At 62.9% G+C, this 13,117-nt stretch carries 11 protein-coding genes; 8 read left to right on the top strand and 3 right to left on the bottom strand.

Going from position 1 to position 13,117, the window contains the following annotated elements; translation table 11 throughout:
• From BH682_RS22345 to BH682_RS22335, 3 genes are all read left to right on the top strand, one after another.
• Entirely contained in the window at positions 1-1,518 is a 1,518-nt protein-coding gene (locus tag BH682_RS22345) for a 2-oxo acid dehydrogenase subunit E2 (RefSeq protein ID WP_075834148.1), read from the top strand.
• A gap of 6 nt (positions 1,519-1,524) precedes the next feature.
• Positions 1,525-2,922: a dihydrolipoyl dehydrogenase gene (gene lpdA, locus BH682_RS22340; RefSeq protein WP_007733464.1), complete on the top strand. Its 1,398-nt coding sequence runs from the start codon at positions 1,525-1,527 to the stop codon at positions 2,920-2,922.
• Positions 2,923-3,028: 106 nt separating this feature from the next.
• Positions 3,029-4,267 carry a helix-turn-helix domain-containing protein gene (locus BH682_RS22335; RefSeq protein ID WP_075834146.1) on the top strand — a complete coding sequence of 413 codons (1,239 nt, stop codon included), beginning with the start codon at positions 3,029-3,031 and terminating at the stop codon, positions 4,265-4,267.
• A gap of 10 nt (positions 4,268-4,277) precedes the next feature.
• On the opposite strand, the gene BH682_RS22330 is transcribed toward BH682_RS22335, so the two are convergent.
• The gene (locus tag BH682_RS22330) at positions 4,278-5,489 is read right to left on the bottom strand and encodes a low temperature requirement protein A (protein WP_003940002.1); all 1,212 of its coding nucleotides are present in this window, start codon (positions 5,487-5,489) and stop codon (positions 4,278-4,280) included.
• Positions 5,490-5,574: 85 nt separating this feature from the next.
• On the opposite strand from BH682_RS22330, the gene BH682_RS22325 reads away from it, so the two are divergent.
• From BH682_RS22325 to BH682_RS22310, 4 genes are all read left to right on the top strand, one after another.
• A complete protein-coding gene (locus tag BH682_RS22325) occupies positions 5,575-6,384 on the top strand; it encodes a helix-turn-helix transcriptional regulator (RefSeq protein ID WP_007733461.1) in 810 nt (269 codons plus the stop codon).
• Positions 6,385-6,478: 94 nt separating this feature from the next.
• Complete coding sequence (locus BH682_RS22320) at positions 6,479-7,645, top strand: LLM class flavin-dependent oxidoreductase (protein ID WP_007733459.1); 1,167 nt, start codon at positions 6,479-6,481, stop codon at positions 7,643-7,645.
• Positions 7,646-7,694: 49 nt separating this feature from the next.
• Positions 7,695-8,144 carry a flavin reductase family protein gene (locus BH682_RS22315; RefSeq protein WP_075834144.1) on the top strand — a complete coding sequence of 150 codons (450 nt, stop codon included), beginning with the start codon at positions 7,695-7,697 and terminating at the stop codon, positions 8,142-8,144.
• 11 nt (positions 8,145-8,155) lie between these two features.
• Positions 8,156-8,446 carry a hypothetical protein gene (locus tag BH682_RS22310; protein ID WP_063315916.1) on the top strand — a complete coding sequence of 97 codons (291 nt, stop codon included), beginning with the start codon at positions 8,156-8,158 and terminating at the stop codon, positions 8,444-8,446.
• A gap of 9 nt (positions 8,447-8,455) precedes the next feature.
• On the opposite strand, the gene BH682_RS22305 is transcribed toward BH682_RS22310, so the two are convergent.
• Entirely contained in the window at positions 8,456-10,873 is a 2,418-nt protein-coding gene (locus BH682_RS22305; RefSeq protein ID WP_007733454.1) for a lysylphosphatidylglycerol synthase transmembrane domain-containing protein, read from the bottom strand.
• A gap of 210 nt (positions 10,874-11,083) precedes the next feature.
• Between BH682_RS22305 and ppk2 the strand changes: the two genes are divergently transcribed.
• Entirely contained in the window at positions 11,084-12,049 is a 966-nt protein-coding gene (gene ppk2 / locus BH682_RS22300; RefSeq protein WP_003940295.1) for a polyphosphate kinase 2, read from the top strand.
• Positions 12,050-12,062: 13 nt separating this feature from the next.
• Here the strand turns inward: ppk2 and mgrA are convergent, their stop codons facing one another.
• Entirely contained in the window at positions 12,063-13,094 is a 1,032-nt protein-coding gene (mgrA, locus tag BH682_RS22295) for an L-glyceraldehyde 3-phosphate reductase (RefSeq protein ID WP_007733451.1), read from the bottom strand.
• Positions 13,095-13,117 lie beyond the last annotated feature (23 nt).

Genomic DNA, 13,117 nt, shown 5'->3' with positions numbered 1-13,117 from the left:
ATGGCTGACATCAAAGCTATCGACATCCCCAAATGGGGGCTCTCCATGGAGGAGGGGTTGGTCAACGCCTGGCTCATCGGGGAAGGTGACTCGTTCACCAAGGGCCAGTTGATCTGTGAGATCGAGACCAGCAAGATCACCAACGAGCTCGAGGCGCCGTTCGACGGTGTTCTCCGCAAGATCGTCGGCACGCCTGGGCAGACTCTGCCCGTCGGCGCCGTGATCGGTGTATCCGCCGATGCGTCCGCGACGGATGCGGAGATCGAGCAATTCCTCGCCGCCCGCGGCGCAACCGCGCCGGCGGAAGAGCCGGCACCGTCACCAGCTGCTGCGCCGGCGGCTCCCGTGACACCTGCGGCTACACCGGCTGCGAAGGTGGTTGTTGCAGCGAAACCTGTACCAACCGGTTCCACCGTCGTACCGAGCGTTCTGCAAGGCACGACGCAGGACGATGTGTTTGCGAGTCCTCGCGCACTCCGACGTGCGGAATCGCTCGGAATCGATCTCGCCGCCGTAGTGGGTACCGGTCCCCTCGGGCGGATCAGTGTCCGCGACATCGACGACGCGATTCGTGACGCCGGTGGCACTGTTGCGCCGGTAGTGCCGGCCGCGAGATCCGGCCTCCCGCTGCGATCGACCGCCGACGACAGTGCCGTGCCTGCCACCCCGGTCGCACGCAGAACTGCCCGATCACTGGGGGTCAACCTGCATGACTGTCGTCCGACGGGTTCGCGGGGGCGCGTCTGCGTCGCCGACGTGCACGACGCCGCTCGTTCCGCGCAGCTCCTGCCCGAGGCGGCGGCTGAGACCGAATCTGTTGCGGCCGAACCCGAGTACGACACAATTCCTTTCACCCCCATGCGATCGGCAATCGCCGGTAGGTTGCAGGCGTCCAAGCAGCAGGCACCCCATTTCCGGCTCACCGCAGACCTCGAGCTCGATGCGCTTCTCGCTCTGCGCAAGGAGATCAATTCGACCGTCCCGGCGGTCAAGCTGTCGGTCAACGACTTCATCGTGAAGGCTTGCGCCGCTGCACTGATGAAGGTGCCGGACGTGAACGTCCAGTTCGATGCCGCGAACGAATCGGTTCTTCGATTCGCGTCGGCGGATGTCTCGGTGGCAGTTGCACTTCCGACCGGGCTGATCACGCCCATCGTGCGTAGCGCGAATACCAAGTCGTTGGCGGACATCTCGGGTGAGGTGCTCTCGTTGGCCACCAAGGCGAAGACCGGCAAACTTCGTCCCGAAGAATTCCAGGGCGGAACCTTCACGGTGTCCAACCTCGGCATGTTCGGGATCAAGGCATTCGACGCGATCATCAATCCGCCCCAGGGAGCGATCCTTGCCGTAGGTGCGGGGGAGAAGCGCGCGGTGGTGGTCGGTGACAGTGTTTCTGCCCGGACCGTGATGACCGTGACCCTCTCGTGCGATCACCGGGTTATCGACGGAGCCCTGGGTGCGACCTTCCTTCGGGAGCTCCAGCGCTTTGTCGCTTCTCCCGCGCTGATGTTGGTGTAAGGGGCTGTGGTGGAAAACAATACGTCGCATAAGTACGACGTTCTTGTCATCGGTGGCGGCCCCGGTGGTTACGTGGCGGCGATCCGGGCTGCCCAGTTGGGGTTGAGCGTCGCGCTGGTAGAACGTGATCGCCTCGGAGGTATCTGCCTCAACTGGGGTTGTATCCCCACCAAGGCGATGCTGCACGGCGCGGACGTCGCGCATACCTTGAGTGAACTCGACACATACGGATTCAGTTCGGCGTCTGTCCAGTTCGACATCTCGAAGTTGGTGTCGTTCAGCCGAGGGGTTTCGGAGAGGTTGTCCGGCGGTGTTGCCTATCTGATGAAGAAGAACGGCGTCGACGTCATCTCAGGCGCCGCGAAGTTGGTGGACAAAGGCGTCGTATCCGTGGGAGGACAGACGTATCGAGCCGACCACGTGGTCATTGCAACCGGTGCCCGGCCGCGTTCGATTCCCGGCGTTGCCCCCGACGGTGATCGGGTGTGGACCTACTTCGACGCGCTCGTCCCGAAGGAACTGCCGAAGTCGCTGCTCGTGATCGGGTCCGGCGCGATCGGAGTCGAATTCGCCAGCCTGTACCGCGATCTCGGAACCGAGGTGACCATCGTCGAGATGGCACCACACATCATGCCGGTCGAGGACGAAGAGATCTCGGCCTTCGTTCGCAAGCAGTTCGAGAAGCGTGGCATCACGATTCACACCGGAGCCTCGGTGTCGGCGGTGACCGTCGGCGACGACGCCGTCCAGGTGAATGTGCAGACGAGCGACGGTGTCGAGTCGTTGACCGTGGACCGGGTGTTGGTGGCGGCCGGAATCACCGGCAACGTCGAGGATCTGGGGTTGGAGGCTCTGGGCGTCGAGATCGAGCGCGGTGCGATCGTCACCGACCAGTGGTGCCGTACCAGCGCTTTCGGGATCTATGCGATCGGTGACGTCGCGGGCGCTCCATGTCTGGCGCACAAGGCAAGTCACGAAGCTGTCCTGTGCGTCGAAAAGTTGGCAGGCGTGCCCGACGTTCATCCGCTCGATCGCGCCTACGTTCCGGGATGCACGTATGCCCGCCCCCAGGTGGCGAGCCTGGGTCTGACGGAGAAGCAGTGCGCCGGTACTGGTCGCGCGCTGCGGGTCGGACACTTCGACCTGCAGGCGAACGGCAAGGCACTGGCGATCGGCGAGGCCGAAGGCTTCGTCAAGACGATCTTCGACGCCGATACCGGGGAACTTCTCGGCGCGCACATGGTCGGTCCGGATGTGACCGAGCAGATTCAGGGTTTCGGGATCGCTCGATCCCTCGAAGCCACCGGCGAGGATCTCGCCGAGGTCGTGTTTGCTCATCCGACGCTCTCGGAGGCAATGCACGAGTCTGTGCTCTCGGCGCTGGGGAGACCCCTCAACGCGTGAGTACCGTTCGCGTGCGTGAACGCCGTCCTTTCGTTCACGCACGCGAACAACTCTGCAACCGGGTGCAACGCTCGCTTTCGAAGACCCCGTCACATAGGACTGGAGTGTGATCGGCGAAACGAATCGACTCGAACCGGCCCTGGCCAGTGGTGAAGACCCGGCGCAGTACGCACGTGTTCTCGAATCCGTGTACGAAGCAACGATGTCGGGACGCAAGCCGCCTGCGCGTCCGCGCTCCGTCATCGCGAATTCGTGGTCGCGTTTGCGTGCGCTCGGACTCGATCCGGACCGGTGCTCGATCACCGAGACGGGCCGCGAATCCGAGATCGAAGAAGGCAGACGCGCAGCCGGCATGGCGGAGATCTTCGGCGAGGCGGTGCACGGTCTGGCACCACTCGTCGGCCCGGACGACGCGAATCTGATCGTGGTGGCGGACCGCTACGGACGTATCCTCTGGCGACACGGGTCCAGTCGAATGCTGGATCGGGCCGAACGGCTCGGGATGATCGAGGGTGCGTCGTGGACCGAGGAAGCTGTTGGTACCAACGGGATCGGCACTTCCTTGGCATCAGGTTCGGCAGTGCAGGTGTTCTCGGCCGAGCACTACTCGCGCTCGCAGCATCCGTGGACCTGCTCCGGGGCGACGGTTCGAGATCCGCGTAGTCGCCGGGCCATCGCCGTCGTGAACGTCGCCGGCACAGCAGACACGGTCCACCCGTCGACTCTCGCTCTGGTGGACAGTGTGGCCAGGCTGGCGGAATCCGCACTGCGGGAGAAGCATCGAATCGGATTGGATCAGCTCCGGATGATCTCGGCATCGACGCTGGCTCGTGCGAGTCAGCCGACAGTGGTCGTGGACCGCAGTGGCTGGGTCGCGGCGGTGGACTCGATGGCGCCGATCTACAGAATCGCACTGCCGAAAGTGATGAGCAGCGGCGAGCATTGGCTCCCGTCGCTCGGACTATGTATGTGCGAGCCGCTTCCGGGTGGTTGGCTCGTCCACCCTCAAATGGATCCGGCGTCCGGAACGGTTTGTGCCGAAGTCGAATTGGATGTGCAAGATCCGAATGCGATGGAATTGCGGTACTCCTCGGCAATGGGGAGCTGGAGCATCGACCTCAGCCCGCGCCATTCGCAGATCCTCGTGGCTCTGACACAGGCGCCCGAGGGGCTCACGGCCGCGCAGCTCGCCTCACAGTTGTTCGGCGATCCGCGCAAGACGGTGACGGTCCGGGCCGAGATGTCGAGGTTGCGTAAGCGATTGGCCGGAATCCTGTTGGCTCAGCCCTATCGCTTCGACCCGGCGGTGAGGGTAAAAACCGCCCCTGCTGTGCGCCTTTATTAACCGCGGGGGGTTAATAAAGGCGCACAGCAGAGCGGCGCGAACGCCGCACCTGCGCGTACTCGTAGCCGTTCTGCCAGGTCACGGTGGCCACCAGCACCCAGATGATCCACGTGGCGCTCATGTGCGTGCCGACAATGCCCATGACGATGGGGACGGCGGTGCAGGGGAGCGCCCAGCCGAGCAGCCACCGTCGGTCCGATCGCGCGAACAGCCCTGCCACCAGGCTGATTCCGAAATAGACTGCGATGCTTCCGCACAACAACCACCGCAGGTTCGCGGGCGTGTGCTCCGCACCGTGTTCGGTTGCCGCTCCGAGCCCCGCGACCAGAACCGCGATAGCGCCGGTGGTGAAACAGTGCAGCGCCATGTCGATGCGAGCGGGAAACTTCTCGGCCTGCAGGTGCGGAACACCGGCGTGGCCGTAGAGAAGCGAGAGAGCCCACATGCCCGAGAGCAGGACAAACGATCCGACTGCGAGGCTGACCACCGTCGAGTCCCAGGTGAGCTTCGAGGCCGCAGAAATCACGAGGATCACACCCTCGCCCAGCACGATGATGACGTACAGGCCCAAGCGCTCGGCAAGGTGAGCCCGATCGGAGTGCAGGGCTTCGAGTTCGGGCATCCGGTCGTCCTTGAACCCGCGAACCTTGATGATGCGGTCGAGCTTTTCCTGCGCGTCTTCCATGATCGCGCTGCCGGAGACGACGAACATGATCAGCAGGTCGATGGTCACACCGGCGGTCCAGAGCCAGAACCGAGTTTCGCCCTCGAACCAGAACGAGACGATCCACGGGATCACACCGAGAGACATCTGGGCGATCGGCCAGTCCACGACTATCTGGCCGTTGTGCCACACCCGACTCGCCAGCAGACGTACGGCCACGTATGCGACAGCGAAGGCCAGCGCATGGTTGTCGTGGATGCCGGCCACGGCCGCCATCATGACGGCCAGTCCGAACATGGCGATCAGCATGCTCGGGATCCGGACACGGTCACCGGCAACGTTGCCGTACATCGTGAACGTCGCCCACGCGGTCCAGAACGCGAGATAGAGCAACGCGTAGAGCGCGACATCCGACCACGACGGCGAACCGTGGAGCAGGTGAGCCAGCTGACCGATACCGGCAACCACGACGAGGTCGAAGAACAATTCGATCCATGACGCGTGTCGCTCGAGCACCGCCTTCTGCTTCGAGTCTGGTTCATTTCCGAGTTCCGACATACAGCTCAGTATCGGCTATCGGCATCAACAGTGCTGGTAGGCGGCGAAGTTGTCCGTTTTCTCGAAGTAATGCATATGCTGTCCGATGAGTGATCTGGATCATAGTTCGGGTGAGGTGGTCGACGTGCACGGTAGCGGTGACGTCGCTCTGTCCGCTGCGGACTACGACCGTGTCTTCGCTGTCTTCGACTACTGCTCGGCCGCGAGAACGCTCGATCAGCTCAAGGATCTCCTCATGGTCGCGCTCCATGATCACTACCGCTGTCCCAACACCACCTTCCTTGCCGGCCCGACCTTCACGACGGCTTTCGCCGATCCGGATCCGGTGACGACCGGGCGGATCACGCCGATCCTCGACGAGTACCAAGCGCACTGGTACCTCGACGACGTTTTTGCGACGGCGCAATCGCGGGCAACGCTGTTGGCATCTCCCGCCATCACGCACACTCAGTTGGCCGACGTCCCTTCACAGTCGGCGACGTACCTGCGAGATTTCCTCTATCGCAAACGCCTTCACAGCGCGTCGGTGATGCATCTCCAGTTGGCCCACGGCGGTCACGGTCTGGTGGGGATTTTCGATTCAGAAGGCAAGGATCTGTCGGGGCGCGACATCGTGGGCTTGGGCATTCTGGGCAAGCAATTGTCGCTGTTGTGTCAGACGCTGCCCGGGCAACGCGAGCCGGGATGGCGAGAGAAGCTGACGCCCCGGCAGATCGATCTCGCGGAGTTGTTGGCGGACGGCCATACCAACGACGAGATCGCGGTGATCCTGTCGCTGAGTCCGGACACGGTGAAGAAGTATGTAAGCCGCATCCTTGCTCTTCTGCGCGTTCGCAACCGTGCCGAGTTCGTGAAGTTGGTCTACGCGCAGAAACTTGCCGATCAACGCGCTTGAGATTGTCCACTTTCGTGCACTGTGACCGCAGTCACGGCACGGATAGCGTTTTCGGTGCACGGCCAGGAGTTGGCCCACAGCACTAGGAGAACTCATGAGTAGGCTTCGTTTCGGGTATTTCATGGCACCGTTCCACGTCCCCGGACGCAATCCCACCGCCGCACTGCAGCGTGATCTCGAACTGGTCGAGTACCTCGACCGGTTGGGCTACGACGAGGCGTGGTTCGGTGAGCATCACTCTGCCGGAAGCGAGATCATCGCGTCGCCGGAAATCATGATCGCTGCAGCCTCGCAGCGCGCACCTCGGATTCGTTTCGGCACGGGTGTCACGTCGTTGTCGTATCACAACCCGCTGTGGGCAGCGGATCGAATCATGCAGTTGGATCACCTGACTCAGGGGCGCACCATCTTCGGAGTCGGGCCCGGTTCGTTGCCCACCGACTCGGCGATGATCGGTCTGAACCCGACGGACACCCGAGAGTTGTTGCAGGAGAACCTCGACATCGTCGTGCGCCTTCTTCGTGGCGAGACGGTTTCCGCGAAGACACGAACCCACGAGCTGTACGACGCCAAGCTGCAGCTCGCTCCGTACTCGGAGAACGGCATCGAAATCACCGTGGCCGCAGTGGCCTCCCCGACAGGACCTCGCCTGGCCGGTACGCACGGTCTCGGTCTGCTCTCCATCGGAGCAACCTTGTCCGCCGACGGTTTCGACGCCTTGGCGCACCACTGGAATGTGATGGAGGAACGCGCTGAGGTCAACGGGACGACGGTGGATCGTCGGCAGTGGTCTCTTGCCGGACCTTTCCACATCGCCGAAACCGAGGCGGAAGCACGCAAGCAGGTCGAGTACGGCATCGAGGAGTGGTTCGACTATTTCCAGCACGTCGCGGCCTTCCCTCAGATGGCGGTCTCCGGTGCGCGTCTGAGCGAGATGATCGACTTCATCAACGAGGCCGGGATCGGTGTCATCGGCACACCGGAGCAGGCCAGACGTCAGGTACAACGGCTGTGGGACCAGTCCGGTGGTTTCGGCTGCATGCTGCAGATGGGTCACGATTGGGCGAACCCGCAGGACACCCGACGTTCGGCAGAGTTGTTCGCGCAGGAGGTCTTTCCGCACTTCCAAGGGCAGGCGCAGGCGACGCTCGACGCGGCAGCTCACGCGCGCGCTGTCAGGGAAGGGCATGCAAAGGCGCAACTCGACGCCGTCGACCACATGACGAAGAAGTACGCACAAGAGTTGGCAGACAAGGGCTGACATCGTGAATGTCCCACAGGGCAACCGGGCGTTGCGTTTTCGAGAAGCCATGGCGCACGTGTGCTCACCGGTCGCCGTCGTCACGGCAATGGACGGCGACCGGCCGCACGGCACGACGGTCAGCGCATTCATGTCGTTGTCGATGGACCCGCCGATGACCGCGGTGGCTCTGGATCGACAGTCGGAAGTTCTCGGCCTCATCGAAGGAACGCGGAGGTTCGCGATCAATGTCCTCGGGACCGCGCAAAGCTCACTGGCGGTTGCCTTTGCGAGGAAGGGCCGTGCGAAGTTCGACGGTGTCGAGTGGGCGGAGCATCTCGGTGTTCCGAGACTGCCGGACGTATCCATCTGGATCGCGTGCACCGTTGATGCCGTCGTGGACGGTGGTGATCACAAGATCGTGACAGGATCGGTGGACGACGCCTGGCACTGCGAGGCGAATCCACTGACCTACCACCGGCGTGTATTCGGTACGCACGCACCGACGTCAGTGCTCTAGGAAGGAGAGCCATGTATGTACTGGTGGACGACGGCCGCGTCAGCATCCACGATGTGGACAACCTGAAGGACTTTCACGTCGAGGTGAGTGCCGACATCTCCGAAGCCGAACTGGACGAACTCTTGCGCCTTCAGGATTACGGATACGTCAGCGGTGGTAGTGCATTCATCTCGGTAGCCCGCGTTCGCGAGAGCACCACGGACGTCGAAGGTGTTGCCGCGATGGTCGACTACGCCCAGAGCAAAGGCTGGGTGGACGAGGACGGCGAAGCACTGCAGGCTCACGTCGTTCGCCAGAAGTAGCGGAACGGCTCAGACCATGTCGTTCTTCTGCAGCCATCGCAGCGTCGGCCAACCGCAGAACACCGGGAGCCAGCAGGTCAGCACTCGGTAGAGCAGGACCGACGGGACCGCGATGCTTGCCGGCAGTCCGAATGCGGACAGACCACCGATGAGGGCGGCCTCGACGGCTCCGACGCCACCCGGTGTCGGAGCCGCCGAGGCGAGCGTCCCACCGATCATCGTCACGATGGTGACGGTGATGAACGTCGTTCCGCCGCCGAATGCTTCGACGCTCGCCCACAGAGCCAGGGCGGCACCGAGAGTTGTTGCGGCGCTGCCGCCCACGATGATGAGGAAGCGCGTGGGATTTCGCGCGAGTTGGCTCAGTTCACCCAACACCTCGGTGATCTGAGGACGCAGATCGTCGCGCAGCCACCCACGGAGTTTCGGGATGAACATGAATGCACCGAGAACTCCGAGCGCTACGCCGCCCGCCAGGTACAGAACAGTGGATCCCGGGATGAAGTGCGAGAGGTTCGTATCACGTCCGGCGACGATCGAGAAGAAGATCAGCAAGCCGACATGGGTGACCACCTGAACCGTCTGTTGCAGCGCGACTGCGGCCGTTGCACGGACGGTACCGAGCCCGCCCTTCTGCAGGAACCGCACGCTCAGCGCTAGCCCGCCGACTCCGGCCGGAGTTGTCGTCGCCGCAAAGGTGTTGGCCACCTGCATGATCAAGAGGTTGCGGTAACTGACCATCGACGACGCACAGGCCCACAGGGCCGCAGCCGCGCCGACGTACGTCAGTGCGGAGACGCCGAGGCCGAGCAGTGCCCACCACCAGTTGGCCGTCTTCAGCTCGGTGATGAACGCGGGGACCTGGCTGATGAAGGGGTAGGCGACGTAGACCAGACCGATGAGCAGAACGAGCTGGATCAGCTGGTTGCGACTGAATCGGGTGACCTGTGCGGGAGCGACCTTTTCGATCCCGTTCTTGGCCCCGACCTCGTCTCGGATCTCGGTCATCAGTTTCGCGGAATCCGTGACCGTCCGCCGAATTCGGTTGGGCAATGCAGCGGTGGTCAATCGGCCGGAGGCGGCGAGAATCGTGTCTGCGCCTTGCGCTCGAATCGCGGCGTCCACCGCTGCATCGACCCCGAACAATGATGCGGTGGCGAAGAGAAGTTGTGCGTTGTCGGACTGCATCTGAACTTCGGTGGCGCCGAATTCGGAGTACGCGTACCCGCCGAAGAGGATGGTTCCGCCTTCGACACGAATCTCGGAAGCGCGCAGGTCGCCGTGCGCCATCTGGTGCACGTGAGCGGTATGCAGTGTTTGCCACAGCGCGTCGATCAGTTTGGTGGATTCTTCCTCGCCCGCCTGGTTCTCGACGGCGACGGCAAGGGGGATGCCACGAGGACTCGGGCGCGCGTACATCTCCCACCCGCGATCGAGTACCGAGATTGCGACGGCCTTGGAACTGGCCAGACCGATGTCGGCGAAAGCGATACCCATGAGCGCTCGGTGTTCGACGGCGCGACGAAGTGATCCGTAGGGCGGCGGAGTTTCACGGTTCCGGAACGAGATCCAACGGAACGTCTGTCGAATTGCTCCGCTGCTTCGCTGGTTCTGTCCGTACAACTCGACGACGAGTTCGTCGAAAGGTTCGTCGTCCGGTGCTTGGTCGATGGCTGCGGACATGACAAGAGGCCCGATTCCCGAGGGACTCACGACGCGGAATGCGGTGACGCGGTAACCGCGCCGCGCGAGTACGCGTACTGCCGAGTCCAACGGCACTTCGAGGGCAGGGGTGCCGACGGCGAGAACGATCACCGCGCCGATCAGGTAACCGACGGCGAGACCCAGCATCGATCGTGCGGGAACGATCGAGCTGACGATCAGATGGATGGGAGCGAAGAGCAGAAGCAGCGTCCACCAGGCTCGTCGCCACTTCTTCGGAAGCCACGGGCCCGAGACGGTGAGCACCGCCGCGAGCATCGCGATCCATCGCGGATCGTCGAGGAATTGCGACAGGAAGGTGGCGTCGAGTCGGTCCGGCACGTCGAGGTGCCATTTCGGTGCCGCCAGGCCTGTTCCGGTGAAGGACAGCGCGACACCGGCGCACAGGCCGGCGGCGGCGTATCCGGCCAGCAACTTCCACCGGCGCCCGACGATCAGGCCGATCAGGATGGCGAACGGTAGCGCCAGAATTGCGATGCCGTAGAGCAGGTACACAGTGTCTGACAGGCTCGGCGACAGAACACCGACGATGTTGGACACCGACGTTTCGAGGGCGTCCCACTGACTTCGAGTGATCAGAGATCCCGCGATCACGCCGCCGAGCAGCACAGCAGCGATCGCAACCCGCATGATGTCGCTCGTACGGCGGTGCAGTGGTGGCAGGAGGCTTCCCGTTACCGGGATCTCCCGTCCGTCTACTCGCATCTCGCCAGAACTCTCTTCTCTCGGGGTTACCGACCGTCTCAGTTACCTCGATCAAGGTACCGCGTGAGGGTTCGGCGACTGGGAAGCCGGACCTGTCGTTACCTCCTCGATGCCAAGCAACATTCTCTTCGGACCCGCGGGAGCGGGCTTCGGCGCGTAAAATTCACTTTCCGGACGTTCGTTCATTTCGACGACAGGTATTGCGTATTCATGAGCCCCGACGCCAGCGGTGTGGACGGTCGGGTTCCTGACCTGCCGACCCCGTCGACCAGAATTTCCGTCACCGAGGATTACGCGGCCGAGATCGACGAGCTGTCGAGTCTCAAGCACAAGCTCGGCGTGCTGGAGCCTTCGGAGTTCGCGGATGCCTGGAAGCAGGGTTACCCCTACGAGAAGAAGATGTCGCGCCGCGAGTACGAGCGGAAGAAGCGGCGTCTGCAGATCGAGCTGCTCAAGCTGCAGTTGTGGGTCAAGGAAACCGGTCAGAAGGTGCTCATCATCTTCGAAGGTCGCGATGCTGCCGGTAAGGGCGGGTCGATCAAGAGATTCACCGAGCATCTCAATCCCCGTGGAGCCCGCGTGGTCGCGCTCGAGAAGCCCACCGACATCGAGCGGACGCAGTGGTATTTCCAACGCTATGTCGCACACCTACCCAGCGGCGGCGAGATAGTGATGATGGACCGGTCCTGGTACAACCGCGCCGGCGTCGAACGAGTGATGGGTTACTGCACGCCGACGCAGTATCTCGAGTTCATGAGAGAGACCCCGGACTTCGAGCGGATGCTCGTCAACTCCGGGATTCATCTGCACAAGCTGTGGTTCTCGGTCAGCCGCGAAGAGCAGTTGGCGCGGTTCGCGGCCCGCCGAACGGACCCGGTGCGTCAGTGGAAGCTCTCACCGACCGATCTGGCTTCGCTCGACAAGTGGGACGACTACACCCAGGCCAAGGAAGCCATGTTCTTCTACACCGATACCGGGGATGCGCCCTGGACGGTGATCAAGAGCAACGACAAGAAGCGCGCTCGCCTCGAGGCGATGCGTCACGTGCTCGCCAGCTTCGACTATCCCAACAAGGATCACCGGGCTGTCGGTACTCCGGATCCCTTGATCGTCGGGCCGGCGTCGGCCGTATTCGAAGAGGGCGAGCACGTGAACGTGGAGTTGCCTCAGCTCTAGCGCAGGTGATCGCTCAGATCGAACTGGCCTCTGCCCACAGATTGATGCCGCTGTCCTTGGCGTGCTGATCTATGGAGGCCAGTTCGGCTGCGCTGAATTCGAGATTGTCGAGCGCGCCGACGTTGGCTTCGAGTTGGGCGACACTGGACGCACCGATCAGTACCGAGGTGACCCGCGAATCGCGGAGTGCCCAGCTCAGTGCCAGCTGAGCCAGTGACTGGCCGCGGTCTGCCGCGATGTCGTTGAGCGCGCGGATGTGGGTGAGTGCGTCGTCGGTCAACCACGACGGATCCAGTGACTTACCTTGAGCTGCACGGGAATCCTCGGGGACGCCGTTCAGATAGCGATCGGTGAGCATGCCTTGAGCGAGTGGTGAGAACGCGATGACGCCGACGCCGAGATCGTCGACAGCCGACAGCAGGTCCTGCTCTATCCAGCGGTTCAGCATCGAATAGCTCGGCTGGTGGATCAAGAGCGGAACCCCCGCAGCGGCGAGCAGTGCGGCGATTTCACGGGTGCGCTCCGGCGAGTACGAACTGATACCCGCGTACAGGGCCTTGCCCTGCTGGACAGCGCTGATCAGGGCGCCTGCGGTCTCGTCGATCGGAGTTTCGGCGTCAGGGCGATGGCTGTAGAAGATGTCGACATAGTCGACGCCGAGTCGTCCGAGCGACTGATCGAGGGAAGACAGCAAATACTTGCGGGAACCACCGAATCCGTAGGGGCCGGGCCACATGTCCCAGCCGGCTTTGGACGAGATGACCAATTCCTCGCGGTACGAAGAGAAATCCTCACGCAGGATCCTGCCGAAGTTCGTCTCGGCGCTTCCGTACGGGGGACCGTAGTTGTTCGCAAGATCGAAGTGGGTGATTCCGAGATCGAATGCCCGCCGCAGAACTGCGCGCTGGTTCTCGATCGGTACGTCGTCGCCGAAGTTGTGCCAGAGGCCCAGCGAGATGGCAGGGAGTTTGAGACCGCTCCGACCGGTTCGGCGGTACGGCATGGCTTCGTAGCGGTCCTGCGCGGCGACGTACTGATCGGACATGGTGCCTGCCTTCACATCGTTGT

This window comes from Rhodococcus sp. YL-1, assembly GCF_001942025.1.
Lineage (GTDB): Bacteria > Actinomycetota > Actinomycetes > Mycobacteriales > Mycobacteriaceae > Rhodococcus_F > Rhodococcus_F qingshengii.
This window is presented reverse-complemented; position numbering and strand designations above follow the sequence as displayed.

Bases quoted from the DNA above. Each gene is read 5' to 3' on its own strand.
- mgrA (WP_007733451.1), bottom strand. From the start codon at position 13,094: ATGTCCGATCAGTACGTCGCCGCGCAGGACCGCTACGAAGCCATGCCG.
- BH682_RS22315 (WP_075834144.1), top strand. From the start codon at position 7,695: ATGGCGCACGTGTGCTCACCGGTCGCCGTCGTCACGGCAATGGACGGC.
- BH682_RS22325 (WP_007733461.1), top strand. From the start codon at position 5,575: ATGAGTGATCTGGATCATAGTTCGGGTGAGGTGGTCGACGTGCACGGT.
- BH682_RS22310 (WP_063315916.1), top strand. From the start codon at position 8,156: ATGTATGTACTGGTGGACGACGGCCGCGTCAGCATCCACGATGTGGAC.
- BH682_RS22305 (WP_007733454.1), bottom strand. From the start codon at position 10,873: ATGCGAGTAGACGGACGGGAGATCCCGGTAACGGGAAGCCTCCTGCCA.
- BH682_RS22330 (WP_003940002.1), bottom strand. From the start codon at position 5,489: ATGTCGGAACTCGGAAATGAACCAGACTCGAAGCAGAAGGCGGTGCTC.
- ppk2 (WP_003940295.1), top strand. From the start codon at position 11,084: ATGAGCCCCGACGCCAGCGGTGTGGACGGTCGGGTTCCTGACCTGCCG.
- BH682_RS22320 (WP_007733459.1), top strand. From the start codon at position 6,479: ATGAGTAGGCTTCGTTTCGGGTATTTCATGGCACCGTTCCACGTCCCC.
- BH682_RS22345 (WP_075834148.1), top strand. From the start codon at position 1: ATGGCTGACATCAAAGCTATCGACATCCCCAAATGGGGGCTCTCCATG.